The following is a 24,075-nucleotide window of genomic DNA, read 5'->3' on the forward strand; positions in this document are numbered from 1 at the left end:
GAGCGGGCCCGTGGTGGTAACCCGGCGCGGGGCCGCGCTGTGGGCGCGGATCGACCGGCCCGGCGCCGGCAACGCGTGCAGCTCCGCGGTCATGGCCGGCCTGGAGGAATGGCTCGCCGCGGCCACGGAACCCGGCATCCGCGTCCTCGTGCTCACCGGCACCGGCCGCAGCTTCTGCGCCGGCGCCGACCTCACCGAGGCCACCGCGCTCCTCGGCGACCTGCCCGCGCTGCGGTCGTTCCTCGACCGGGGCCGGCGGCTGGTCCGTGCGGTCATGGCGGCAGATGTACCGACCATCGCCGCCGTCAACGGTGCCGCCTTCGGAGGTGGCCTCGAACTCCTGCTCGCCTGCGACGTCGCCGTCGCCGCGGACACCGCCCGCATCGGTGACCGGCACATCGCCGTCGGACAGGTCCCCGGCTGGGGCTCCAGCGTGCTGCTACCGCTCGCGGTCGGGCCGGCGCTCGCCCGGCGGCTGCTCATCGCGGGCGAGACCTGGACCGGCGAGGACGCCGCGCGCCGGGGTCTCGTCAGCGAGGCGGTCCCCGCCGCGGACCTCGACCGGCACGTCGACGCCCTCGCCGAGCGGATCGCGGCCCTGGACGAGGCGGCGGTGCGGCGCATGCTGCGGGTCGCCCGGCCGGTCGTCGCCGCCGACGCATGGGACCGCGAATGGAACACCCTCACCGAGCACGTCGCCGCCCTCGCCACCGAATCGGAGTGACCATGCGACCCGTCCGCCTCACCACCGTGTCCGTCCCCGACGACCTGCTCGGCCTGGTCGGTCAGGAGCTCGGCGCCAGCGAACCGCAGGTGGTGACCCAGGAGCAGGTGGACCAGTTCGCCGACGTCACCAGGGACCACCAGTGGATCCACGTCGACGTCGAACGCGCCCGCTCCGGCCCGTTCGGCACCACGATCGTGCACGGCTTCCTGACCCTGGCCCTGGTGCCGCGCCTGCTCGCCGACATCCTCGAGGTGCGGACCTCCTCGATGGGGGTCAACTACGGCCTGGACCGGGTCCGCTTCGTCAAGCCCCTCCCGCCCGGCGTCCAGATCCAGGGCACCGCGACCCTGCTGTCCGCGAAGCGGATCGAAGCCGAGGCCGGCCGCCCCGCCGGCGTGCAGGCCAAGGCGTCGGTGATCGTGGAGTTCGCCGAGAGCGGCGAGACCTGCTGCGCCGCGGAGATCCTGTTCCGGTACTACAGCTGACCGCCGCACACGCAGCACGGCCGGCGCCCCCACCGGGCGCCGGCCGTTTGCTCTGCTACTCGGTGGGGCCGGTGGGGGCGACGAAGCGGCCGCGGTAGAACGACAGGGCCGGGACCTTCGTCGGCTTCAGGTGCACGTGGTCGACGTCCAGCAGGATGATGACGTGGTCGCCGCTGGTGATCACGTCGTCGCGGACCCCGGTGAGGATCGCCGGGGTGCCGGGCAGCAGCGGCACGCCGTCCGGGCCGGGCGACCAGGACACACCGCTGAGCTTCTCCGCGCCGGACAGCCCTGAGGTGGCGAACCGCCGGGCGATGTCCTCCTGGTCCTGGCCGAGGATGTGGATCGCGATCCGGTCCGCAGCGACGAGCACCTTGAAGCTCGACGACGACGTCGCCACGCAGAACAGCACCTTGGCCGGGGACAGCGAGACCGACGTGAACGAGTTGACGGTCAGCGCGGCCACGGCGCCGCCGGCCGCCGTCGCGGTCACGGCGGTGACCCCGGTGGGGAAGTGGCCGCAGACCTGGCGGAACTCGGCGGAGTCGAACAGGGGCTCGGTCGTCATCGGTCCACCGCCGGGTGAGAGGAGTCGGGGGCGTCGGGGCGCAGGCCGCCTTCGAGCTGCACCAGGCACAGGGTGTGTCCACCGGGGTCCTTCACCAGGTGGAGCCGCCCGTGCGGGCTGTCGACGGGGCCGACGGTCGGCGTGCCGCCCAGGTCGGACACCTGCGTCAGCGCCGCGTCGAGGGAGCCGACGTTGAAGTACGTGATCCACTTCGACGGGATGATGTTCGGCCACTCGTTGTCCAGCTCCAGGACCCCGGCGACCGGCACGTCGCCGAGCATGAGGACCGTGTACGGGCGGGCGGTCGGCGAGTCGTCGCGCTGCTGGGTGGTGTAGCCGAACAGGTCCTGGTAGTAGGCGACCGAGCGCTGCGGCTCGCCGGTGTCCAGCTCGTTCCAGCACAGGGCGCCGACGGTGTTGAGCGTCTGCACGCCCGCGCGGGACTCACCCTGGTACAGGCCGAACGCCGCGCCGAACGGGTCGACGACGACGGCGCCGGTTCCGGCCGCCGGCAGGTAGCGCGGCGGGGTGACGAGCTCCCCGCCGAGCGCGACCGCCTGGTCCGCGGACCGCGTGACGTCGTCGACGGCGAAGTAGGCGATCCAGCCGCGGGGGCGTCCGCCGTGCAGGCCCGCGGCGTCGGAGATGCCGGCGACGTCACGCCCGTCGACGCTGCACATCCGGTACGTGGTGGCGCCGAGGTGCTCGTGCCGCACGGTCCAGCCGAGCAGCGAGCGGTAGAAGTCCTCGGCCTGCTGCGGGTCGGTGGTGCACAGCTCCACCCAGACGGCCTCACCAGACTGGAACGCTGCCTGGGACGCTGCCCGGAACGGCGGGTTCATGCGGTCACGCTCGCGACGATCGTGCGGGCGGAGACCTCGTAGGCGCGCTCCGGGGATCCGGTGGCGAGGCTCGACTCGACCACCTCGACGACCGCGCGCAGGGTGTGCGGCGGCACTGCCGCCAGGGCTTCGACGAGGGCGTCGACCTCGCTGTCGAGGTCGTCGTCGGCGACGACCCGGGCGACCAGGCCCCAGCCGAGCAGCTGCGCGGCGGTCGCGGTGCTCGCGCCGGTCACCAGCGCGTAGGCGTGCGGGCGGGGCAGTGCGCGGGCGATGGTGTAGCCGACGCCGGCGGGTGCGAAGCCGAACCGCGCCTCGGGCAGCGACAGCCGGGCGCCGGCCGCGGCCACCGGCAGGTGGATGGCGCTGAGCAGGCCGGCGCCGAAGCCGATGACCTGCCCGCGGACCGCGCTGACCACGGGGACCGGCAGCTGCCTGATGCGGTGCAGCGCGGCGTCGCTGTCGCGCAGACCCGCGGCGACCGCCTCCTGTGTGGTGCCGGCGAGCGCGGCGAACGACGTGGTGTCCCAGCCGCCGCAGAAGTGCCGGCCGGCCATGTCGAGCCGGATCACGGCGCAGGTGCCGTCCGCGGCGGCGGTCTCCATCGTGGCGACGAGCTCGGCGAGGGCGCCGTCGTCGAGGCAGTTGCCGCGGGCCGCGTTGTCGTAGCGGACGCGGGCGACGCGACCGTCGTGTTCGCGGGTCAGGTTGATGGCCACCGCCGGATCATACATACCAGTCGGTATGAAGACAATGACGCTGGCAGACGGGGGTGTGTCACGCGGTCGTTACGGGAGCGACACCAGTTGGACCTGTTGACTTGATACCGGCTGGTCGGTACTTTGTGGCCAGCGTCACGGCCGCGGCTCGCGGCGACATGACGGGTCCATCGTTGTGAAGGACGTCCATAATGCTCTCGAACTCCTTGCGGTCCCGGCGGCCGCTGGCGCTGGTCGCCTCCCTTGCGATCGCGAGTGCCAGCCTCGCCGCCTGTGGTGACTCGAAGCCCGGCACCGCCCAGTCGGCCGGCCCGTTCACCGTCCGGGCGCTGCTCGCGGCCCAGCCCGCGACCCTCGACCCGATCGTCGGCGCGCGGTCGGCCCAGATCGTCTGGGCCACCATGCTGGAGCCGCTGATCAACACCGACGCCAGCCTCAAGGCCGTCGACACCGGCCTCATCACGAGCTGGACCCGCACCGACCCGACCACCTGGACGTTCAAGGTCCGGCCCGACATCAGCTTCAGCAACGGCGAGAAGGCCGACGCCGCCGCCGTCGCCAACACCCTCACGCTCACCCGTGACACCGCGGCGTCGCAGCTGAAGTCGTACTTCACCAACGTGTCCGACATCCAGGCGCCGGACGCCACCACGGTCGTGGTGAAGACCAAGACCTCCCAGTACAACTTCGCGGACCTGCTCACCACCGTCTACCTGGTGCCACCGAAGTACTACCAGGAGAAGGGCTCGGCGGGCTTCGCCGCGGCACCCGTCGGCACCGGCCCCTACGTGTGGGCGGGCTCGAACGCGGGCCGCGACATGTCGGTCAAGAAGAACCCCGACTACTGGGGCCCGAAGAAGGCGATCAACGACGGCATCACCTTCACCTGGGCGAACGAGGCCGCGCAGCGGCTCGCGCTGATCCAGAGTAAGAGTGTGGACGTCTCGTTCGACCTCCCGCCGGCCCAGGCCACCACGGCCAAGAAGGCGGGCATCACGGTGACGAGCACCGAGACCGCCATCAAGATCATCGCGTTCCTCGACTCGACGAAGCCGCCCTTCGACGACCCCAAGCTGCGCGAGGCGGCCGCCCTGGCCATCGACCGGGACGCGATCGTCAAGGGCATCTTCGACGGCCAGGCCGTCGCCGACGCCGGCCTGCTCAACGTCAGCCCCGGCCAGAAGCCGGCGCAGAGCGTGACCGCCGACCCGGCCAAGGCCAAGGAGCTCGTCGGTGCCGCCGCCCCGGCCGTGCAGATCCACTACCCGGCGGCGCAGTACACCAACATCGAAGAGGTCTCCCAGGCTGTCGGCGGCGCCCTCGAGAAGGCCGGCTTCAAGGTCACGTACGTGCCGATCGACTACGGCACCCTGGTGAAGCGGGTCGTCGGCCGTCAGGTCCCCGGCATCGCGATCTTCGCCGGCGTGCCCAACGTCGCCGTCCCGGACTTCTTCGCCAGCGGCTTCATGAAGACCAAGTCGATCACCGGCAACTGCCCGGACCCGCAGATCGACGACCTGGCCCAGAAGGCGCTGGAGCAGACCGACGCCGCCGCGGCCGCCCCGATGTACGAGCAGCTCAACACCATCGGTGTGGTCGAGAAGCACTGCTACGTGCCGCTGTACCGGCAGGTGTTCAACTACGCCACGGCCGGCAGCGTCAAGGGTCTGGTGTTCGGCCCGCTGAACACCGTCGACTTCACCCAGACGACCCGCTGACAATGTCCGACGTCGTGCAGAACGGGATGCCGGGCGGCGACGCCCGGCACCCCCACGCCCTGGACCAGACCACCGACCGGGTCGCAGCCCGGTCCGCGTTCCGGGCCACAGACCGGGTCACGGCCCGGGGCCCGGATCGGGACGCGCCGGTGCTCGAGGTCGATGACCTGGTCGTCGAGCACCGCAACCGGCGCACCGGCGAGGTGTTCCGGGCCGTCGACCACGTGTCGCTGCGCATCGGCGCCGGCGAGAGCGTCGCGGTCGTCGGCGAGTCGGGCTCGGGCAAGACCACCCTCGCGATGGCCGCGACCGGGCTCGGCACCCGCGGCGAGGGCGACATCCGGCTGCTCGGGCACTCGCTGTCCTCGGTCGGCCGCAAGCAGCTGCGCCGGCTGCGGCCCGAGGCGCAGGTGGTCTTCCAGGACCCGCACGGCTCGCTCGACCCCCGCCAGTCCGTGCGGTCCGGGCTGCGGGAGCTACGCTCGCTGCAGCCGGAGCGCACCTCGTGGATCGAGGACACCGACCTGCTCGCGCGGGTCCGGCTGGAGCCGTCGATCCTCGACCGCTACCCGCACCAGCTCTCCGGCGGGCAGGCGCAGCGGGTCTGCATCGCCCGGGCGCTGCTGATGCGGCCCCGGCTCATCGTCGCCGACGAGCCGACCTCCGGCCTCGACGTCTCCGTGCAGGCCGATGTGCTGGCCCTGCTGAAGGAGATCCGCGCGACGACCGGCGCGGCCCTGCTCATGATCAGCCACGACCTCGCCGTGGTCCGCTCGGTCTGCGACGTCGTGCACGTCATGTACCACGGCCGGGTCGTCGAGTCCGGGCCCTGCGAGACCGTCTTCGCCCGGCCCGAGAACGACTACACCCGCGAGCTGCTCGCCGCGATGCCAGGAGCGCGATGGAGGTCACGGCAATGAAGACCAGCCCGGTCCCGCCGGCGAAGGGCTCCGCGGACCCGCCGGCGAACAACGTCGCGGTCCCGCTGACCAAGGCCGGCGGGCAAGCGGCCACGGAACCGACGGCGACAGACCCGACGGCCCCGGCCACGGCGGCGACGGCCGGCGGGGCGACCCCGGCGGCGAAGCGCGGCCGGTCCGCGCGGGCCGGCACGCTTCGCCGCGCCGCCGCCCGCTTCGCCGCCCTGCTGGCGTCGCTGCTGATCGCGCTGAGCATGGCGTTCATGCTCGGCCGGCTGTCCGGCGACCCGACCACGACCATCCTCGGCCCGATGGCGACCCCCGAGCAGCGTGAGGCCCTGCGCCACGAGCTCGGCCTCGACCGGCCGCTGCTGGTCCAGTACCTCGACTACCTCAAGGGCGTCTTCACCGGCGACCTCGGCCAGTCGCTGCAGTTCTACCAGTCGAACACCTCGATGATCATGGACCGGCTGCCGTTCACGCTGCAGCTCGTCGCGGCCGGCATGGCCCTCGCGATCCTCGTCGGCGTCCCGCTCGGCGTGCTCGCGGCCAGGCGCGAGGGCACCTGGTGGGACCGCGCCGCGTCCACCGTCGCCCTGCTCGGCCAGTCAGTGCCGGTGTTCTGGTTCGGGATGATGCTGGTGGTGCTGTTCGCTGTGAACCTCGGCTGGCTGCCGGCCGGGCAGTCCGGCACCCCCGCGCACCTGGTGCTGCCGGCGCTGACGATGTCGGTGTACCCGATGGCGCAGATCGCCCGCCTCACCCGTGCCTCGATGAGCGAGGCCCTCGCGGAGCCGTACATCGACGCCGCCAAGGCCCGCGGCATCACCGGCCGGCGGGTGGTGTGGCGGCACGCGTTCAAGAACGCCATGATGCCGATCCTCACCATCGTCGTGCTGCAGACCGGCATCCTGCTCTCCGGCGCGGTCGCCGTCGAGTACGTGTATTCCTGGCCCGGCCTCGGGCAGCTCGCCCTGCAGGCCATCCAGTTCCGCGACTTCCCCCTCGTCCAGGCGATCGTCGTGTTCGGCGCGCTGGTCTTCGTCCTGCTCAATCTGCTCGTCGACGTCATCCACTCGATCGTCGACCCGAGGGTGAGGTGACAGCATGAGCGAACTGGACCTGCAGCTCAAGACGAGCGAAGGCGCGGTTGTGCAGCCCCGCCGGTCCAGGCGGACGTCGGCGTTCTGGCTGGCGGTGCCGATCGCCGTGGTCGCCGTCGCCGTGTTCGTCCTGCCGCTGACGGGCCTGCTCCCGGCCGCCGGCCAGGACCTCGACGCGACCCGGCAGCCACCCGGCTTCCTGAGCGGCGGCTCCTGGTCGCACCCGCTCGGCACCGACAAGCTCGGCCAGGACCTGCTCACCCAGTTCGTCGAGGCGGGCCGGCTGACCATCATGATCGGCCTGGTCGGCGCGATCGTCGCGATCGGCCCAGGCACCCTGCTGGGCCTGCTCGCCGGGTACTTCCGCGGCTGGGTCGACCGGGTCATCTCCGTGCTCATCGACGCCCAGCTGGCCCTGCCGTTCATCCTCGTCGCCCTGGCGATCATCGCGAACCGCGGCAGCTCCCTGCCGGTCCTGTTCCTGGTCCTGGCGCTCACCGGCTGGGCCGTCTGCGCCCGGGTCACCCGCTCGGCGACCCTCGCGATCCGGGAACGCCAGTTCGTGCTCGGCCTGCGCGCCGCCGGGGCGTCGGAGCTGCGCATCGTGTTCCGGCACATCCTGCCCAACCTCGGCGGCACGATCGTCGCGCTCGGCACCCTCCAGGTCGGCACCGCGATCCTGATCGAGAGCGCGCTCAGCTTCCTCGGCCTGGGCGTGGTGCCCCCGATGAACAGCTGGGGCTCGCTGCTGGCGGCCGGCCAGGACGAGCTGAGCACGGCCTGGTGGATCGCGTTCTTCCCCGGCCTCGCGGTCACCGTCCTGGTGCTGCTGGTCAACCTGCTCGGCGACGCACTGCTCACGCACTACGACCCCCGCAAGAGGCGCCGATGACCAGCCTGCTGCACGTGTCCGGCCTGTCCATCTCGGCCCGCCTCACCGGCGGGCGGCTCCGGCTGCTCGACGACGTCGACCTCGACGTGGGCCGCGGCCAGATCGTCGGCGTCGTCGGCGAGTCCGGCAGCGGCAAGACCACCCTCGCCCGTGCCGTCGTCGGCCTGCTGGAACGCAACGTCACCGTCGAGTCCGGCGCCGTCGAGCTGGCCGGCGACGTGGTGGTCGCGCCCGGCGTCGACCGCACGGACCGGATCCGCGGCACCGCCGTCGGCATGGTCTTCCAGGACGCGTCCCGGTCGCTGAACCCACTGATGAAGGTCCGCACCCAGCTCGGCGAGGTGCTGCGCCGGCACGTCCGCGGCATCGCCAAGGCCGACGTCGAGCGGCGCTCGGTCGAGGTCCTCGAGCAGATGCGGATCAGCGACCCGGCCCGGGTCCTGGACAGCTACCCCCACCAGCTGTCCGGCGGGCTGCGCCAGCGGGTCGCGATCGGCCTGGCCGTCGTCACCCGCCCGGCGCTCGTCATCGCCGACGAGTGCACCACCGCGCTCGACGTCACCACCCAGACCAAGGTCGTCGGGCTGTTCCGCACCCTGGTCGACGAGCTCGGCATCGGCCTGCTGTTCGTCACCCACGACCTGATGCTCGCCAGCGACCTCTGCGACCGGATCGCGGTGATGAGCCGCGGCCGGGTGGTCGAGCAGGGCGGCGTCGAGGACGTGCTGGACCGGCCGCGGGAGGACTACACCCGGCGGCTGCTCGCCGCCATCCCCTCGTGGACCTGACCGCTGTGGACCCGACCTCTGTGGAGCCGTACTTGACTGACCAGGGTATCGACGCGTACGCGGCCTACCTGCCCGCCTACGTGCTCACCGACAACCGCCTCGACCCGACCGGCCCGCCCGCCGCGGCCAAGGGCCCGGCCCGCGGCGTCGCCGGCTACGACGAGGACGTGATCACGATGGCCGTCGAGGCGCTGCGGCACCTCGCGTCCGCCACGCCGTCCGGCCGGCACCTGCTGCTCGCCACCACCAGCGCACCGTACGAGGCGAAGACCTCCGCCGGGATCGTGCACGAGGCGCTCGGGCTCGACCCCGGCGTCAGCGCCGTCGACCTGCGCGGGCACCGGTCCGGCGCGGCCGCCCTCGACCTGGTGGTCCGGGCCGGTGCCGTCGCCGCCGCGGCCGACCTGCGCACCACCCGCCCCGGCGCCCCCGACGAGCTCGCCCAGGGCGACGCCGCGGCCGCGTTCGCCGGCGGCACCGGGCACGCCGCGGTGCTGCTGGCCCGCGCCGGGCACACCACCGAGATCCTCGAACGGTGGCGGCTGCCCGGCGAACGCCACGACCGGGTCTGGGACGAGCGGTTCACCGCCGAGATCCTCGCCGCCGCCGGCCTCGACGCGGCCCGCCGCGCCCTCGCCGAGGCGTCCCTGGACGCCGTCGACCACGTCGTGGTCGCCTCCTCCAACCCACGCGCGGCGGCGGCCCTGCGCCGGGCGCTGCGCGGCACCGCGCCGTCCCAGCAGGACGCGGCCCTGGAACGGGCCACCGGCTTCACCGGCGCCGCCCACCCGGGGCTGCTGCTCGCCGCGGCCCTCGACGACGCCGGCCCGGGGGAGACGATCCTGCTGCTGTCCGCGACCGAGGGCGCCGACGCGTTCGTGTTCCGCGCCGGCGACGGGGTCCGCGAGGCCCGCCGCGGCCCGTCGGTGCGCGACCAGCTGGCCGCGCGGCAGACGCTCGGCTACGGCCGGTACCTGCGCTGGCGCGGGCTGCTGGACGTGCAGGGACCGGCCCGCCCCGCGGCACCGGCGCCGGCGGCACCGCCGATGCACCGCCGGGCCGGCTGGAAGTACCGCCTCGAGGGCAGCCAGTGCGGCGCGTGCGGCCGGGTCACCACCCCGCCGAGCCGGGTCTGCGCCGCCTGCGGCATCGCCGGGGCGGGCGAGGCGAAGGTGTCGCTGCGGGACCGGACCGCCCGGGTCGTCTCCGTGACCCGCGACCACCTGACCACGATGCCGGAGCCGGAGGTCGCCGTCGTCATCGCCGACGTCGACGGCGGCGGCCGGCTCAGCGCCTACGCCACCGACGTCCCGCCCGGCGACGTCACCGTCGGCATGCCGATGACACCGACGTTCCGCCGGCTGTGGACCACCGACGCGATCCACAACTACTTCTGGAAGCTCCGCCCGGCACCGACCCTGACCTTGACTCAGGCCCAGACTCCGGACACGGAAGGAACGCACTGATGGGCAGCAGACGCACCACCCACGACGTCGCGATCGTCGCGATGGGCTGCACCCCGTTCCGCGACCACTGGCACTCCTCCGCCGACGACCTGCTCGTCGACGCCGTGCAGGAGTGCGTCGGGTCGCTGCCGTCGGTCACCCTCGACGACGTCGACGCGTTCTGGGTCGGCACCCAGGGCTCCGGCATGTCCGGGCAGACCCTGGCCCGGCCGCTGCGACTGACCGGCAAACCCGTCACCCGCGTCGAGAACTACTGCGCCACCGGCTCGGAGGCGTTCCGCAACGCCGTGTTCGCGGTCGCCTCCGGCGCCTACGACATGGTGATGGCGACCGGCGTGGAGAAGCTCAAGGACTCCTCTTACTCCGGGCTGTCGGCCGTGTACCCGCCCGCTGACGGCACCGACGTCGACTGGACCGCACCCGCCGGGTTCTCCCTGCTGGCACCGGCCTACCAGGAGGCGTACGGCGTCGACGCCCGCGACATGCGCAGCGCCCTGACGAAGGTCGCGATGAAGAACCACGCGAACGGGGCCCTCAACGAACGCGCCCAGTTCCGCAAGGCCGTCACGGCCGAGACCGTGGAGAACTCCCCTCGCATCGCCGGGCCGCTCGGTGTCATGGACTGCTCCGGGGTGTCCGACGGCGCCGCCGCCGCCATCGTCGTGCGGGCCGAGGACGCACACCGGTACACGAGCAAGCCCATCTACCTGAAGGGGATGAGCTTCGTCGCCGGGTCCGGTGCGGGCCTGGCCTCCGACGGCTACGACTTCACCAGTTTCCCCGAGGTCGTCGCCGCGGCCCGCCAGGCGTACGAGCAGGCGGGCGTCACCGACCCGGCCACGCAGATCTCGCTGGCGGAGGTGCACGACTGCTTCACCCCGACGGAGGTGGTGCTCATGGAGGACCTAGGGTTCTCCGAGCGTGGCAAGGCGTGGCGGGACCTGCTCGACGGCCGCTACGACCTGGGCGGCGCGCTGCCGGTCAACACCGACGGCGGCCTGAAGTCCTTCGGCCACCCGATCGGCGCGACCGGGCTGCGGATGATGTTCGAGTGCTTCACCCAGCTGCGGGGCGAGGCCGGGGCCCGCCAGGTCCCCGGCGCGAGGCTCGCCGTCGCGCAGAACCTCGGCGGCCAGCCGGGCTCCTGCGTCGCGTTCGTCGCCGTCCTGGGGAATGAGCGATGAGCGGCGCGGTCAGGCTGGACGGCCGGGTCGTGATCGTCACCGGCGCGGGCAACGGCATCGGCCGGGCGCACGCCCTGTCCCTCGCGGCGCACGGCGCGTCCGTCGTGGTCAACGACCTTGGCGGCGGCGTCGACGGTACGGGCAGCGGCGGCGCGGCCGAGAAGGTCGTCGAGGAGATCCGGGCGTCGGGCGGCACCGCGACCGCGTCCACGGACTCCGTCGCGACGCCGGCGGGCGGGGCGGCCCTGGTGCGGGCCGCGGTCGACGCGTACGGCACGGTCGACGCCGTCATCCACAACGCCGGGATCCTGCGCGACCGGACCCTGGCGAAGCTCACCGACGACGACGTGCAGGCCGTCCTCGACGTGCACCTCACCGGCGCGTTCAACGTGCTGCGCCCGGCCTGGCCGGTCATGGCGGCGCAGGGGTACGGCCGGATCGTGCTCACCAGCTCGTCCTCCGGGCTGCTCGGCAACTTCGGCCAGTCCAACTACGGCGCCGCGAAGGCCGGCCTCGCCGGGCTGATGCAGGTGCTGTCCTTGGAAGGCGCCCGCCGGGGCATCCTGGTCAACACGATCGCCCCGACCGCGGCCACCCGGATGACCGACGGACTGCTCGGCGACCTCGCCGACCGGTTCGACCCGCGGCACGTCGCCGCCGTCGGCACGTTCCTCGCCTCGGAGCAGTGCACCCTCAACCGGCACATCCTTACCGTCGGCGGTGGCCGCGTCGGCCGGATCTTCCTGGGTGTCACCCCGGGCTGGTACGGCGGCGCCGAGCCCGCCTCGCCCGACGACATCCTCGGCGCGCTCGACGAGATCTGTTCCCTGGACGGCTTCATCGTCCCGGACAGCGGCGCCGACGAGGTCGAACTGATCCAGCAGGTACTTTCCGGAAAGTGAGCTATTGATGCCGGTCAGCGAAGTGCATCACGTGGCCATGACCGTGTCCGACGTGGACCGGGCCGCCGACTTCTACGAGAAGGCCCTCGGCTACCGCAGGACCCTGCGCACCGACGTCGGCGGGCCCGGCATCGAGGTCTCGCTCGGCCTGCCCGCCGGGACCACCGGCCGGGTCCAGTACATGCAGGGGCCCAGCAAGATCGGGCAGCTCGAGCTCATCGAGTGGAACGGCACCAAGACCAGGACCGCGACCGCCGGCCACCTCGAGCTCGGCACGTTCCTGCTCAGCTTCGAGGTGCCCGTCGAGGAGATCGGCGACCTGCACCGGCGGATGACCGAGCTCGGAGCCGAATGCCTCGGCGAACCGAACCGGGTGCTGCTGGAGAACTACGGGTACATCACCGCGTTCGCGGCCCGCGACCTCGACGGCAACCTCCTGGAGTTCGTGTCGCTGCCCAGCCGGGAGGAGATCCTGGCGTACCGAAGCGGAAGCGCGAGCTGATGGCCACCAGCAACTTCGCCGAGACCCTTCGCCGGCAGGCGCTGCGCCGCGCGGACCGGGAGGCGCTCGTCGACGGCGCCGGGCGCTGGACCTACGCGCAGCTCGACGCCGACGTCGACCGGCACGCCGCGGCCCTGCTCGACGCCGGCGTCACCGACGGCGCCCTCGTCGGCGTGCTCGGCCGCAACACCGCGACGTACGTCATCGAACTCCTCGCGCTGGCCCGTGTCGGCGCGGTCTCGGTGCCCCTCAACTGGCGGCTGCACCCCAACGAGCAGGCGTACGTCATCAACCAGGCCGGTATCACCTGCCTGCTCTACGACGACGACTTCGCCGGCACCGCCGCGCAGCTGCTGGCCACGACCGGGATCGCGACCGCGGTCGCCAACGGCGCACAGGTCGTCGGCGACGCGCAGCGCCTCGAGGTCCTTCTCGAACGGCAGCCGGCCGGGGTCCGGGTCCCGGACGCGGAGAAGGCGCCGGGCGACATCCACCGGCTGCTGTACACCTCCGGCACCACCGCGCACCCGAAGGGCGTCATCCACACCTGCGGGAACCTCACCGCCAACCACCTCGCCCAGGTCCTCGAACTGGAGCTGACCCAGCACGACCGGATCCTGGTGTCGGCGCCGCTGTTCCACGTCAGCGGCCTGGAGGCGCCCGGGCTGGCGGTCTTCGTGGCCGGCGCGACGATGGTGCTCACCCCCACGTTCAAGGCCGCCGACATCGCCCGGATCGCGGCGGGGGAGCGCATCACCGGCATGGTCCTCGCCGCGCAGATCCTGTTCGGCCTGCTCGACCTGCCGGATCCGCCGGACCTGTCGGCGCTGCGGTACCTGCTGTTCGCCGGGGTCGCGCCCACCGTGCGGCGCGACGTGAAGCGGCGGCTGCCGCATGTGCGGCTCATCGACACGTTCGGGATGACCGAACTGTGCAACGGCGTCTGCTACATGGACGCCGCGCACGAGGACAGCAAGATGGGCGCGCTCGGCGCGGCGTTCCCCGGCGTGCACATCAGGGTCGTCGACGAGCACTTCCGGCAGGTCCCGCCCGGCACCGACGGGGAGATCGTCATCCGCGGGGAGAAGATCTCGCCCGGGTACTGGAACGACGAGGAGGCGAACCGGCGCACCCGCCGCGACGGCTGGTTCCTCACCGGCGACGTCGGCCGCGTCGACGAGGACGGCTACCTGTGGTTCGTCGACCGGCGCACCGACCTCATCAAGTCCGGCGGGGAGAACGTCGCCGGCGCCGAGATCGAGCGGGTCATCGCGCAGCACCCGGACGTCGCCGAGGTCGCCGTCATCGGCGTCCCCGACCCGCAGTGGGACGAGGTGCCGAAGGCGTTCGTCATCCTCCGCGACGGCGCCGCGGCCACCGGCACGGACATCCGCGAGCACTGCCGCGCCAACCTCGCCGGGTTCAAGGTGCCGAAGTACGTCGACGTGGTGGCGTCGCTGCCGCGCAACGACTCCGGCAAGGTCCTCAAGCGCGAGCTGCGGTCGTCATGAGCGGCCAGCGGAGCGTCTTGGGCCGCTCATCGTGTGGCAGTTGTGGCTCAGGCTGGCGCTGGAGCGCAGCGGAGGTGACGGCATGAGCGGCCAGCGGAGCGTCTCGGGCCGCTCATCTTGTGGCAGGTTGGGCTCAGGTTGGCGCCGGAGCGAAGCGGAGGTGACGGCGTGAGCACCGCGAACATCGCCGCCATGCTGGGCGGCAACGCGCTGCGGTTCGGCGACGCCGACGCGCTCGTCTTCGAGGGCCGGCGGTGGACCCACCGGCAGCTCGACGCCGACGTCAACGCCCTCGCCGCGGGCCTGACCACCGAGGGCGTCCGGCAGGGGAGCCGGGTCGCGATCGTGGCGAACAACGTGCCCGAGTTCCTCATCCTGTCCCTCGCCCTGGCCAAGCTCGGCGCCGTCTTCGTCCCGCTCAACTACCGGCTCACCGCGGGCGAGCTCGCCCACCTGCTCGGCCACGCCCGGGTGGAGGCGGTCGCGACCGTGCCGGAGTTCGCCGAGCTGACCGCCGCCGCGATCACCGGCCTGCCCGGCGTGCGGAAGCTCGCGCTGGAGCCGGTCGACGGGTGGACCGACCTGCGGGCGCTCGTCGAGGCGCACCGCGGCGAACGGGTCGCCGACGCCGAGCTGACCGACGACGCCCTGCAGCGCATCATCTACACGTCCGGCACGACCAGCCTGCCCAAGGGTGTCATGCTCACCCACGGCAACGTGAACATGAACATGCACGCCCAGATCGTCGAGCTGGGGCTGCGACCGACCGACCGGATCCTCAACTTCGCGCCGCTGTACCACGTCGGCGGCACCGACCTGCCCGGCTACGGCATCTGGCACGTCGGCGGCTGCATGGTGCTGCAGCGCCGGTTCGACCCGGCGGCGGTCAAACGCGCGATCGAGACCGAACGGGTCACCGGCATGGTCATGGCCGCCACGATGCTCGACATGGTCCGCCGCGAGACCGGGACGGACGCGGACCTCGGCTCGGTGCGGTGGCTCATCTACTCGCAGGTGACCTCGGCGCTGTTCGCGGTGGCGCGGGAGCTGTTCCCCAACGCCCGGCTGATCGAGGGCTACGGCCTCACCGAGACCTGCAGCGGCCTCACCTACCTCGACCATGCCCACATGGAGTCCAAGCAGGGCTCCGTCGGGATCCCGGTGCCGTGGGTCCAGGTCCGGGTCGTGGACGCCGACGACAACGACGTGCCCGTCGGCGAGAACGGCGAGGTCGTCGCCCGCGGCCCGAAGGTGAGCCCCGGCTACTTCGACGACCCGGAGGCCACCGCGCACGCGTTCCGCGGCGGCTGGTTCCACACCGGCGACGTCGGCTGCTTCGACGAGGACGGCTACCTGTACATCCGGGACCGGCTCAAGGACATGATCCGCAGCGGCGGCGAGAACATGTCCAGCGCCGAGATCGAGAACGTCCTCGCCGACCACCCGCTCGTCCTCGCCGCCTCGGTGGTCGGCGCGCCGCACCCGAAGTGGCAGGAGGTCCCGGTCGCGTTCGTCATCGGCCGGCCCGGCCTGACCGCGGAGTCGCTCATCGAACACGCCCGGCAGCGCCTGGGCAAGTTCAAGGTCCCGAAGGAGATCTACCTCGTCGACGAGTTCCCGACCAACCCGTCCGGCAAGGTACTGAAACGCACCCTGCGCGACCAGCGTCCCACGCTGCGCCCCGACTGGACCTACGAGCCGCTTCTGCACGACTGACGGCCGTCAGCTCCCGCGGCAACTCGCCGGTGGCAGGCGGAGATCCTGGGTCTGCCGGCGCTCGTCGAAGCATCGGAGCCGGACGCGTCCGGCGGTGCCGGAGCGCTTCAGAGAGCGCTCCCAGAGGTGGGCAATCGGGGGTGTCGCTGATCAGCGTTCCGTTACAGCGCCCTGGCCTGCGTGTAAGGCAGCGGTGGTCAGAGGTCGTACGTTCCTCGTGAAGCATTGACACCTCTCCAAGAAGCGGTCAAAGTGACGTCTGCGAGAGCGCTCTCTCACGCGCGTGACACACCGCCGACACCCCAGCTTCACGAAGGAGTCCCTATGGAATGGTCGGAACCCCGCCCCGGCCATAGACGTTCGTCCGGATCATCGACGAGCCGGCGCGCCCTGCGCATGGCCGCCATCGTGACCGCGGTAGCGGCCATGCTGGTGACGTACATCGTCGTGGTCACGACCCGCGCCGACGCGGCCGAGACCCTGCTGTCGCAGGGCCGGCCGACGACCGCCTCGTCGACGGAGAACGCCGGCACCCCCGCCAGCAGCGCGACCGATGGCAACACGGGCACCCGCTGGTCGAGCACCTTCAGCGTCCCGCAGTGGATCCAGGTCGATCTCGGCTCCGCCCAGTCGATCACCCGGGTCGCACTCAACTGGGAGGGCGCGTACGCCACCGCCTTCCAGATCCAGACCTCCGCCGACGGCAGCACCTGGACGAACGTCTACTCCACTACCACCGGCACCGGCGGCCAGCAGAGCCTGCCGGTCACGGGCACCGGCCGCTACGTGCGCGTCAACGCGACCGCGAAGGCCACCCAGTGGGGCGTGTCGCTGTGGGAGTTCCAGGTCTTCGGCGGTACCCCGGACAACCCCGGCACCTGCGGCACCACCAACGCTGCCCAAGGCAAGACGGCGACCGCGTCGTCGACGGAGAACGCCGGCACGCCCGCCTCGGCGGCGGTGGACGGCAACACCGGCACCCGCTGGTCCAGCGCGGCCGCCGACCCGCAGTGGCTCCAGGTCGACCTGGGCAGTACCGTGACCGTCTGCGGCGTCCGGCTGAACTGGGAGGCCGCGTACGCGACCGCCTACCAGATCCAGGTGTCCACCAACGGCACGAGCTGGACGAACATCTACAGCACGACCGCCGGCACCGGTGGTGTGCAGAACCCGGCCGTCACCGCGACCGCCGGCCGCTACGTGCGCATGAACGGCACCGCCCGGGCCACCGTCTACGGTTACTCGCTCTGGGAGTTCCAGGTGTTCACCGGTTCCGGCCCGTCCAACCCGACCTCGCCGTCGCCCTCGACGTCGTCCAGCGGACCGGCGCTGCCGACCTCCGACACGCCGGACTTCGGCCCGAACGTGCGGATCTTCGACCCGTCGACCCCGGTGGCGACCATCCAGTCCGCGGTGGACCAGGCGTTCAACGCGCAGCTGCGCAGCCCGACCGCGCAGTTCGGCACCCAGCGCCACGTGTTCCTGTTCAAGCCCGGCACGTACGGGCGGGTCTGGGCCAACGTCGGCTTCTACACCACGGTCGCCGGTCTCGGCCTGAACCCCGACGACGTGACGATCAACGGCGCGGTCAACGTCGACTCCGGGTGGAACTACGGCGACGAGCTCAACGCCACCCAGAACTTCTGGCGCAGCATGGAGAACCTGTCGATCGTGCCCGAGGGCGGGATCAACCGGTGGGCCGTCTCCCAGGCCGCCCCGATGCGGCGCATCCACATCAAGGGCAACCTGACCCTGGCACCGTCCAACCAGGACGGCGGGCAGGGCTACTCCAGCGGCGGCTACCTCGCCGACTCCGTCGTCGACGGCTACGTGACCTCCGGGTCGCAGCAGCAGTGGTACAGCCGGGACAGCCGCATCCAGCGCTGGGACGGCGGCGTCTGGAACATGGTCTACTCCGGCGTGCAGGGCGCACCGCCGAACGCGTTCCCCAACCCGCCGCACACCACCCTCGCCACCACCCCGGTCACCCGGGAGAAGCCGTACCTGTACGTCGACAGTGCCGGCCTGTACCGCGTCTTCGTGCCGTCCATCCGGCGCAACTCCGCGGGCGCCACGTGGCCGAACACCCCCGGCACCTCGATCCCGATGCGGCAGTTCTACGTCGCCAAGCCCGGTGACAGCGCCGCCCGGATCAACTCCGCCCTCGCCCAGGGCCTGAACCTGTTCTTCACCCCGGGCACCTACTCCCTCGACCAGACGATCCGGGTCACCCGGGCCGACACGGTGGTCACCGGCATCGGCTACCCGACCCTGATCCCGGTCGGCGGCGTCGAGGCGCTGAACATCGCCGACGTCAACGGGGTCAAGGTCAGCGGCCTGACCTTCGACGCCGGCACGACCAACAGCCCCACGCTGATGAGCGTCGGCACGGCCGGTGCGCACACCGACCACGCGGCGAACCCGATCAGCATCCAGGACGTGTTCTTCCGCATCGGCAGCAGCGTCCAGGGCAAGGCCACCACCACCCTCGCCGTGCACAGCGACGACACGATCATCGACCACATCTGGGCCTGGCGGGCTGACCACGGCGGCGCGCCCACCGGCTGGACGGTGAACACCGGAGACACCGGCCTCCTCGTGAACGGTGACGACGTCCTGGCCACCGGCCTGTTCGTCGAGCACTACCAGAAGTACGAGGTGATCTGGAACGGCAACCGCGGCAAGACGATCTTCTTCCAGAACGAGAAGCCGTACGACGTGCCCAACCAGGCAGCCTGGATCGGCCCCCGGGGCAACGGCTACGCCGCCTACAAGGTCGCCGACAGCGTCACCGACCACGAACTGTGGGGCGGCGGCGTGTACTGCTACTTCAACGTCAACCCCGCTGTCCGTGTGGACCGAGGCTTCGAGGTGCCCAACCGGACCGGCGTCCGGCTCCACAGCGTCATCACCGTCTCCCTCGGCGACGTAGGCACTATCGCCAACGTCGTCAACGACACCGGCGGCGCCGTCCCCAACCCCGCCGGCAACACCACCCCGCGCCAGGTCGTGAACTACCCCTGACCCCAACCCCGCGACACTGACGTGAACCAGGCGGCCACCGGTGCGACCCGCACCGGTGGCCGTTCGGCTGTACCCCGGTGTTCGCGGCATCCGGCCGCTCGCCGGCGCCGTCGACGGTCCGATGAGCGGGCACGTCGTCCTGGCCGCCCGCCGAGGGATTCCCGTCGCGGGCAGGCCGGCCGCACCGCGCGGGCGACCCTCTTCCGGCTCGTCATGCCCTGCTGAACCAGGCCGGCGCGCCCGGCCGTCCCGGGCGTGCCGGCGGTCAGCGGGCGTTGCGGAGCAGGGCCAGGGTGTGGACGAGGGAGAAGCGGCGGGTGCCGCGGCCGAGCTCGTCCCACGGCTTCTTCCACGGCATGCGGCGGGCGACGTCCCAGGCGGTGTCGCCGGGGCCGGCGATGGTCCGGACCTGGTCGACCTCGGCCCGGTGGAAGGCCTTGAGCTCCTCGGCGCGGCCGGCGACGTCCCGGTACGGGAACTGGTGGGCGGGGCAGGCGATGGTGGCGCCGAGGTCCCGGATGCGGTCCAGGGTGCGCAGCAGGTCGCCGGCGGGGTCGTCGCCGGGGCGGCTGACGATGGCGAGCTGGGTCGGGCCCTCGGCCATCATCGTGTCGCCGGTGAAGACCAGCCCGCGGGTGTCGTAGTAGACGGTGTGCCCGTACGTGTGGCCCGGGGCGGGCACGGCGCGGATCGTCACGTCGCCGAAGGCGAGGTCGGTGTCGCCCTGCAGCGCGACGTCCAGGCGCAGTGACTCGTGGTGCTCCGCGACCTTCACCGCGTCGGCGTACATGGCGTCGACGACGTCGGCCGGCGCGCCGGTCAGGTCCAGGGCGGTGCCGAGCTGGTCGAGGAAGCCGCCGCGGACGCGGTGCATCGCGGCGAAGTCGTCGGCGGCGCCCATCAGCACCCGGGCGCCGGACACGGTGCGGACCCGGTCGGCGAAGCCGACGTGGTCGGGGTGGTTGTGGGTGAGGAGGACGGTGGAGATCGCCTCGACGCTGTGCCCGATCGAGGTCAGGGACCGCCGGAACGAGGCCCAGCAGGAGGGGTGGTCGTAGCCGGCGTCGACGAGGACGAGCCCGGCCCGGGTCTCGATCAGGAACACGGTGACGGCCCGCAGCGCACTGCCGTGCAGGGGCACCGGAACGGCCCACACACCCTCGATGACCTGGACGGGGGCCGGGACCTCACGGGCGCGGTAGCTGGCGGCGTGCGCCTCGCTCACGGGTATGGACATCGCGGGGGGCCTCCCTTACTGTTGGCAAGAACATACCGGATGGTCGGAATTTAGTTCAAGGAGTCCGATGACCGAGGACCGGACCGGTTTCCGGCTGTGGGCAGCCGCCGAACCGGACTTGTGCGCGATCGTGACCGCCGACGACCGGCGGATCTCCTACGGTGCGCTGTTCGCCGAGGTCAACCGGATCTCGCACGGGCTGCGGACCCGCGCGGGGCTGCGGGTCGGCGACACCGTCGCGGCGGTGATGACCAACAGCCCCGGCATGGTCGCGCTGTACCTCGCCGCGATGCAGTCCGGGCTGTACCTGGTGACCCTCAACTACCACCTGACCGAGCCCGAGGTCGGCTACATCCTCGCCGACAGCGGGGCCAAGGTCGTCGTCGGCTCCGAGCGGGTCAAGGACGTCGTCACCGCCGCCGCACCGCCCGGGACGCTGCTCTACATCGACGGACCCGACGGCCTCGCGGGGCCCGACGGCGGGCTCACCGACGGAATGCCGGACACCAGCCCGCAGGACACCCCGGCCGGCTCGCTGATGATGTACACCTCCGGCACCACCGGCCGCTCCAAGGGGGTGAAGCGTCCGCTCAGCGGCATCGACGCGGACACCGGCGCGCGCACCTACGTGTGGCTGTTCAACGAGTTCGGGATGCAGCGCTCCGCGTTCCGGTCGTGGCTCGTGTCGGCGCCGCTCTACCACTCCGCCAACATCACCCCGGCGATGGGCGCGCTGCACGCCGGCGGCACCCTGGTCCTGATGGACGGCTGGACCCCGGAAGGATTCCTGCGCCGCGTCCAGGACCAGCGGGTCACCGGCACCAGCATGGTGCCGACGCACTTCTACCGGCTGCTGCAGCTGCCCCGCGAGACGCGCGACGGCTACGACATCTCCTCGCTCGCCTACGTGCTGCACGGCGCGGCGCCGTGCCCGCGCGAGGTGAAGCAGCAGATCCTCGACTGGTTCGGCCCGGTGGTGTACGAGTACTACGGCTCGACGGAGGTCGGCACCACCGTCGCCCGGCCGCACGAGTGGCTCGCCCACCCCGGCACCGTCGGCCGGCCCGCCTCGATCTCCACCCTGAAGATCCTCGACGAGCAGGGCGCCGAGGTCCCCGTCGGGCAGACCGGCATCGTGTACATGCGCCAGGGCAACGACAAGGTCGAATACCACAACGACCCGGGCAAGACCGACGGCGCCCGCCGCGACGGCCTCATGACGGTCTGGGACGTCGGCCACGTCGACGAGGACGGCTTCCTGTACATCACCGGCCGGGCCGCCGAGCTGATCCTGGTCGGCGGGGTCAACGTCTACCCGGCCGAGATCGAGGCGGCGCTGCTCACCCACGACTGGGTCGCCGACGCCGCCGTCATCGGCGCGCCCGACCCCGAGTTCGGCGAGGTCCCGCAGGCGCACCTCGTCCTGCGCGACGGCGCCCCCGACCAGGACACGGTCGTGGCGGCGCTGCGCGCGCACCTGGAGAGCCTGCTGGCGAAGCCGAAGCGCCCGCGCGACTACGTCGTGCACGACGCGCTGCCGCGGGATCCGAACGGGAAGTTGTACAAAAAGCGGCTCACGCCGGTAGGGGAGGTCACCGCCAATGGACTTCGATGACAGCGACACCGACCTGGCGTTCCGCCGGGAGGTCGGCGGCTGGCTCGACGAGGCGCTGCGGGACGTGCCCGACCAGGAGGAGCTGACCCAGGAGCAGCGCGAGCACTGGTCACGGGTCTGGCAGGACCGGCTGTGCGCCGGCAACTGGGCCGGGCTGTCGTGGCCGGCCGAGCACGGCGGCCGCGGCATGGACTCCCTCGCCCAGGCGATCTTCAACGAGGAGGCGGCGGTCCGCGGCGCCCCCTACCCGCTCAACGGCGTCGGCATGATGCTGGCCGGGCCGACGATCATCGCCCACGGCACCCGCGAGCAGCAGGCCCGGCACCTGCCCGGCATCCTGCGCGGCGACGAGTACTGGTGCCAGGGCTTCAGCGAGCCCGGCTCCGGGTCGGACCTGGCCAGCCTGCGCACCGCCGCGACGAAGGTGGACGGCGGCTGGCTCGTCAACGGGTCGAAGATCTGGACGTCCAACGCGCACAACGCCTCCAAGTGCCTGCTGCTCGCGCGTACCGACGCCGCCGCGCCGAAACATCAGGGCATCAGCTACCTGCTGGCCCCGATGGACCGGTTCACGGTGCGCTCCCTGGTGATGATCAATGGGGACACCGAGTTCAACGAGATGTTCCTCGACGACGTGTTCGTGCCCGACGAGGACGTGCTCGGCGGGGTGGGCAACGGCTGGAAGGTCGCCCTCACCACGCTCGCGTTCGAGCGCGGCAGCATGGCGCTGAACCTGTGGGTGTGGGCGCGGCAGGCCGTCGACCGGGTCATCGACGTCGCTGTCGAGCGTGGCGTCGCCGGCGACACCGCGTTCCTCGACACGGTCGGCCAGCTGCAGTGTGACGCCGAGGCGGTCCGGATCGGCTCGATGCGGATGCTCGGTGAGACCCAGGCCGGCGGGGTGCCCGGGCCCGAGACCTCGGCGCTCAAGAGCCTGTGGGCCGGCGTGGTGCAGAGCGCCAACCGGCTCGCGGTGCAGCTCGACGACGGCGGCGGGGTGCTGCTGGACGGTGCGGGCGCCGCCGCCCGGATGCGCCGCTACCTGCGCGCCCGCGCGCACACCATCGAGGGCGGCACCGAGGAAGTCCAGAAGTCGATCCTCGCGGAGCGGGTCCTGAACCTGCCCCGTTCACGCTGAGCGGAGTCCGGCATGCGCGCGACATTCACCCAGGAGCAACTGGAGATCGCCAAGACCGTCCGGTCTCTCGCGGAGGGGGAGCGGGTCACCGCCAGGGCCGCCCTCGACGGCGGCTGGCAGGCCCCGGCGTGCGACGGCCCGCTGCTGCGCGACTTCGGCCTGCTCGGAGTGCCGGAGCAGGCCGGTGGCATCGGCTCGGACCTCATCGACCTGCTCGTCGCCGTCGAGGTCCTCGGCGAGCACCTGGTGCCGAGCCGGTTCCCGGCGCACGCCGCCGCGGTGCAGCTGCTCAGCGGCGGCGGCCCACTTCCAGAGGACGTCCTCGCGGGGGAGCGGGTGCTCACGCCGGCGGTGGACGCGAGCGGGGCCGGGGCCGGTCTCGTGCGGTACGCGGCCCAGGCCGACGGCCTCGCGGTCCTGCTGCCGGGCCGGGTCGGGATCGCCCCGGTCGAGGGGGTCGTCGCCCGGCAGTCCGTCGACCCGTCGGTGCCGCTGGCCGACGTCACCCTCGCCGAACCGGCGAAGGTCGCCCCGCCCGGCACCGGGCCGTGGCGGGCCACCCTGGTCGTCGCCGCCGAGCTGTGCGGCGTCGCGCAGGGCGCCATCGACCTCGCCGCCGAGCAGGCCCGCACCCGCGAGCAGTTCGGCCGGGTCATCGGCTCCTACCAGGGGGTCGCGTTCCAGCTCGCCGAGGCCGCCACGGTCCGCAAGGCCGCCTGGGACCTGACGCTGTACGCCGGGTGGGCGGTCGACAACGGCCGGCCCGATGCGGAGCTGCAGGTGCACGCCGCCAAGGCCGCGGCGGGCCGGGCCGCGGTCTTCGCCGCCGAACGCTGCATCCAGGTGCACGGCGGCATGGGCATCACCATGGAGGCCGACCCGCACCTGTTCCTGCGCCGCGCGCTCGTGCTCGACGCGCTGCTCGGCTCCGGCGCCTGGCACCGCCGCCAGGTCGGCGCCCTGCGGGTGGCGGCGCGTCAGGCGCGGCCCTGAAACAGGCACTGGCCTGCGTCATCTT

Annotated in this window: 21 protein-coding genes; 17 read left to right on the forward strand and 4 right to left on the reverse strand. The window is 72.3% G+C overall.

Going from position 1 to position 24,075, the window contains the following annotated elements:
- Both ACFY3L_RS03620 and ACFY3L_RS03625 read left to right on the forward strand, forming a co-directional pair.
- On the forward strand, positions 1 to 724 hold a 724-nt coding region (locus ACFY3L_RS03620), incomplete at its 5' end, for an enoyl-CoA hydratase/isomerase family protein (protein WP_389318341.1).
- A 2-nt stretch (positions 725 to 726) separates the two neighbouring features.
- Entirely contained in the window at positions 727 to 1,212 is a 486-nt protein-coding gene (locus tag ACFY3L_RS03625) for a MaoC family dehydratase (RefSeq protein WP_389318343.1), read from the forward strand.
- A gap of 55 nt (positions 1,213 to 1,267) precedes the next feature.
- Here the strand turns inward: ACFY3L_RS03625 and ACFY3L_RS03630 are convergent, their stop codons facing one another.
- The 3 genes from ACFY3L_RS03630 to ACFY3L_RS03640 are packed head-to-tail and all read right to left on the reverse strand — an operon-like array spanning position 1,268 to position 3,341.
- Positions 1,268 to 1,780 (reverse strand): flavin reductase family protein, encoded by a 513-nt coding sequence (locus ACFY3L_RS03630; protein WP_389318345.1) that lies wholly within the window; start codon positions 1,778 to 1,780, stop codon positions 1,268 to 1,270.
- Positions 1,777 to 2,622, reverse strand: coding sequence for a VOC family protein (locus ACFY3L_RS03635; RefSeq protein ID WP_389318347.1), 846 nt, complete (start codon positions 2,620 to 2,622; stop codon positions 1,777 to 1,779). Before ACFY3L_RS03635 ends, ACFY3L_RS03630 begins: the two co-directional genes overlap by 4 nt.
- A complete protein-coding gene (locus ACFY3L_RS03640) occupies positions 2,619 to 3,341 on the reverse strand; it encodes an enoyl-CoA hydratase/isomerase family protein (RefSeq protein WP_389318349.1) in 723 nt (240 codons plus the stop codon). Before ACFY3L_RS03640 ends, ACFY3L_RS03635 begins: the two co-directional genes overlap by 4 nt.
- A 191-nt stretch (positions 3,342 to 3,532) precedes the next feature.
- On the opposite strand from ACFY3L_RS03640, the gene ACFY3L_RS03645 reads away from it, so the two are divergent.
- From ACFY3L_RS03645 to ACFY3L_RS03700, 12 genes are all read left to right on the forward strand, one after another.
- On the forward strand, positions 3,533 to 5,059 hold the full coding sequence (locus tag ACFY3L_RS03645) for an ABC transporter substrate-binding protein (protein WP_389318351.1): 1,527 nt from the start codon (positions 3,533 to 3,535) through the stop codon (positions 5,057 to 5,059).
- A gap of 2 nt (positions 5,060 to 5,061) precedes the next feature.
- Positions 5,062 to 5,979 (forward strand): ABC transporter ATP-binding protein, encoded by a 918-nt coding sequence (locus ACFY3L_RS03650; RefSeq protein WP_389318353.1) that lies wholly within the window; start codon positions 5,062 to 5,064, stop codon positions 5,977 to 5,979.
- Positions 5,961 to 7,082, forward strand: coding sequence for an ABC transporter permease (locus tag ACFY3L_RS03655; protein ID WP_389318355.1), 1,122 nt, complete (start codon positions 5,961 to 5,963; stop codon positions 7,080 to 7,082). The genes ACFY3L_RS03650 and ACFY3L_RS03655 overlap by 19 nt, the downstream gene beginning before the upstream one ends.
- A 4-nt stretch (positions 7,083 to 7,086) precedes the next feature.
- The gene (locus ACFY3L_RS03660; RefSeq protein WP_389318357.1) at positions 7,087 to 7,974 is read left to right on the forward strand and encodes an ABC transporter permease; all 888 of its coding nucleotides are present in this window, start codon (positions 7,087 to 7,089) and stop codon (positions 7,972 to 7,974) included.
- Positions 7,971 to 8,762 carry an ABC transporter ATP-binding protein gene (locus ACFY3L_RS03665; RefSeq protein ID WP_389318359.1) on the forward strand — a complete coding sequence of 264 codons (792 nt, stop codon included), beginning with the start codon at positions 7,971 to 7,973 and terminating at the stop codon, positions 8,760 to 8,762. The genes ACFY3L_RS03660 and ACFY3L_RS03665 overlap by 4 nt, the downstream gene beginning before the upstream one ends.
- A 32-nt stretch (positions 8,763 to 8,794) precedes the next feature.
- Complete coding sequence (locus ACFY3L_RS03670; RefSeq protein WP_389318361.1) at positions 8,795 to 10,228, forward strand: zinc ribbon domain-containing protein; 1,434 nt, start codon at positions 8,795 to 8,797, stop codon at positions 10,226 to 10,228.
- The gene (locus tag ACFY3L_RS03675; RefSeq protein ID WP_389318363.1) at positions 10,228 to 11,412 is read left to right on the forward strand and encodes an acetyl-CoA acetyltransferase; all 1,185 of its coding nucleotides are present in this window, start codon (positions 10,228 to 10,230) and stop codon (positions 11,410 to 11,412) included. Before ACFY3L_RS03670 ends, ACFY3L_RS03675 begins: the two co-directional genes overlap by 1 nt.
- Positions 11,409 to 12,314, forward strand: coding sequence for an SDR family NAD(P)-dependent oxidoreductase (locus tag ACFY3L_RS03680; RefSeq protein WP_389318365.1), 906 nt, complete (start codon positions 11,409 to 11,411; stop codon positions 12,312 to 12,314). The genes ACFY3L_RS03675 and ACFY3L_RS03680 overlap by 4 nt, the downstream gene beginning before the upstream one ends.
- Before the next feature lie 7 nt (positions 12,315 to 12,321).
- Positions 12,322 to 12,816: a VOC family protein gene (locus tag ACFY3L_RS03685; protein WP_389318367.1), complete on the forward strand. Its 495-nt coding sequence runs from the start codon at positions 12,322 to 12,324 to the stop codon at positions 12,814 to 12,816.
- Positions 12,816 to 14,327 (forward strand): class I adenylate-forming enzyme family protein, encoded by a 1,512-nt coding sequence (locus ACFY3L_RS03690; RefSeq protein ID WP_389318369.1) that lies wholly within the window; start codon positions 12,816 to 12,818, stop codon positions 14,325 to 14,327. The genes ACFY3L_RS03685 and ACFY3L_RS03690 overlap by 1 nt, the downstream gene beginning before the upstream one ends.
- A gap of 168 nt (positions 14,328 to 14,495) precedes the next feature.
- Positions 14,496 to 16,043 carry a class I adenylate-forming enzyme family protein gene (locus ACFY3L_RS03695; protein ID WP_389318371.1) on the forward strand — a complete coding sequence of 516 codons (1,548 nt, stop codon included), beginning with the start codon at positions 14,496 to 14,498 and terminating at the stop codon, positions 16,041 to 16,043.
- Positions 16,044 to 16,367: 324 nt separating this feature from the next.
- Positions 16,368 to 19,067 carry a discoidin domain-containing protein gene (locus ACFY3L_RS03700; protein ID WP_389318373.1) on the forward strand — a complete coding sequence of 900 codons (2,700 nt, stop codon included), beginning with the start codon at positions 16,368 to 16,370 and terminating at the stop codon, positions 19,065 to 19,067.
- A gap of 265 nt (positions 19,068 to 19,332) precedes the next feature.
- Here the strand turns inward: ACFY3L_RS03700 and ACFY3L_RS03705 are convergent, their stop codons facing one another.
- The gene (locus tag ACFY3L_RS03705; protein ID WP_389318375.1) at positions 19,333 to 20,304 is read right to left on the reverse strand and encodes an MBL fold metallo-hydrolase; all 972 of its coding nucleotides are present in this window, start codon (positions 20,302 to 20,304) and stop codon (positions 19,333 to 19,335) included.
- Positions 20,305 to 20,371: 67 nt separating this feature from the next.
- Between ACFY3L_RS03705 and ACFY3L_RS03710 the strand changes: the two genes are divergently transcribed.
- From ACFY3L_RS03710 to ACFY3L_RS03720, 3 genes are read left to right on the forward strand one after another with little or no spacing between them, the layout of a single operon-like run.
- Positions 20,372 to 21,919, forward strand: a complete 1,548-nt coding sequence (locus ACFY3L_RS03710; protein WP_389318377.1) for an AMP-binding protein — start codon at positions 20,372 to 20,374, stop codon at positions 21,917 to 21,919.
- On the forward strand, positions 21,906 to 23,057 hold the full coding sequence (locus ACFY3L_RS03715) for an acyl-CoA dehydrogenase family protein (RefSeq protein WP_389318379.1): 1,152 nt from the start codon (positions 21,906 to 21,908) through the stop codon (positions 23,055 to 23,057). Before ACFY3L_RS03710 ends, ACFY3L_RS03715 begins: the two co-directional genes overlap by 14 nt.
- A 12-nt stretch (positions 23,058 to 23,069) precedes the next feature.
- Positions 23,070 to 24,050: an acyl-CoA dehydrogenase family protein gene (locus ACFY3L_RS03720; protein ID WP_389318381.1), complete on the forward strand. Its 981-nt coding sequence runs from the start codon at positions 23,070 to 23,072 to the stop codon at positions 24,048 to 24,050.
- Positions 24,051 to 24,075 lie beyond the last annotated feature (25 nt).

It is taken from the genome of Dactylosporangium sp. NPDC000521, from assembly GCF_042898305.1.
Classification (GTDB): domain Bacteria; phylum Actinomycetota; class Actinomycetes; order Mycobacteriales; family Micromonosporaceae; genus Dactylosporangium.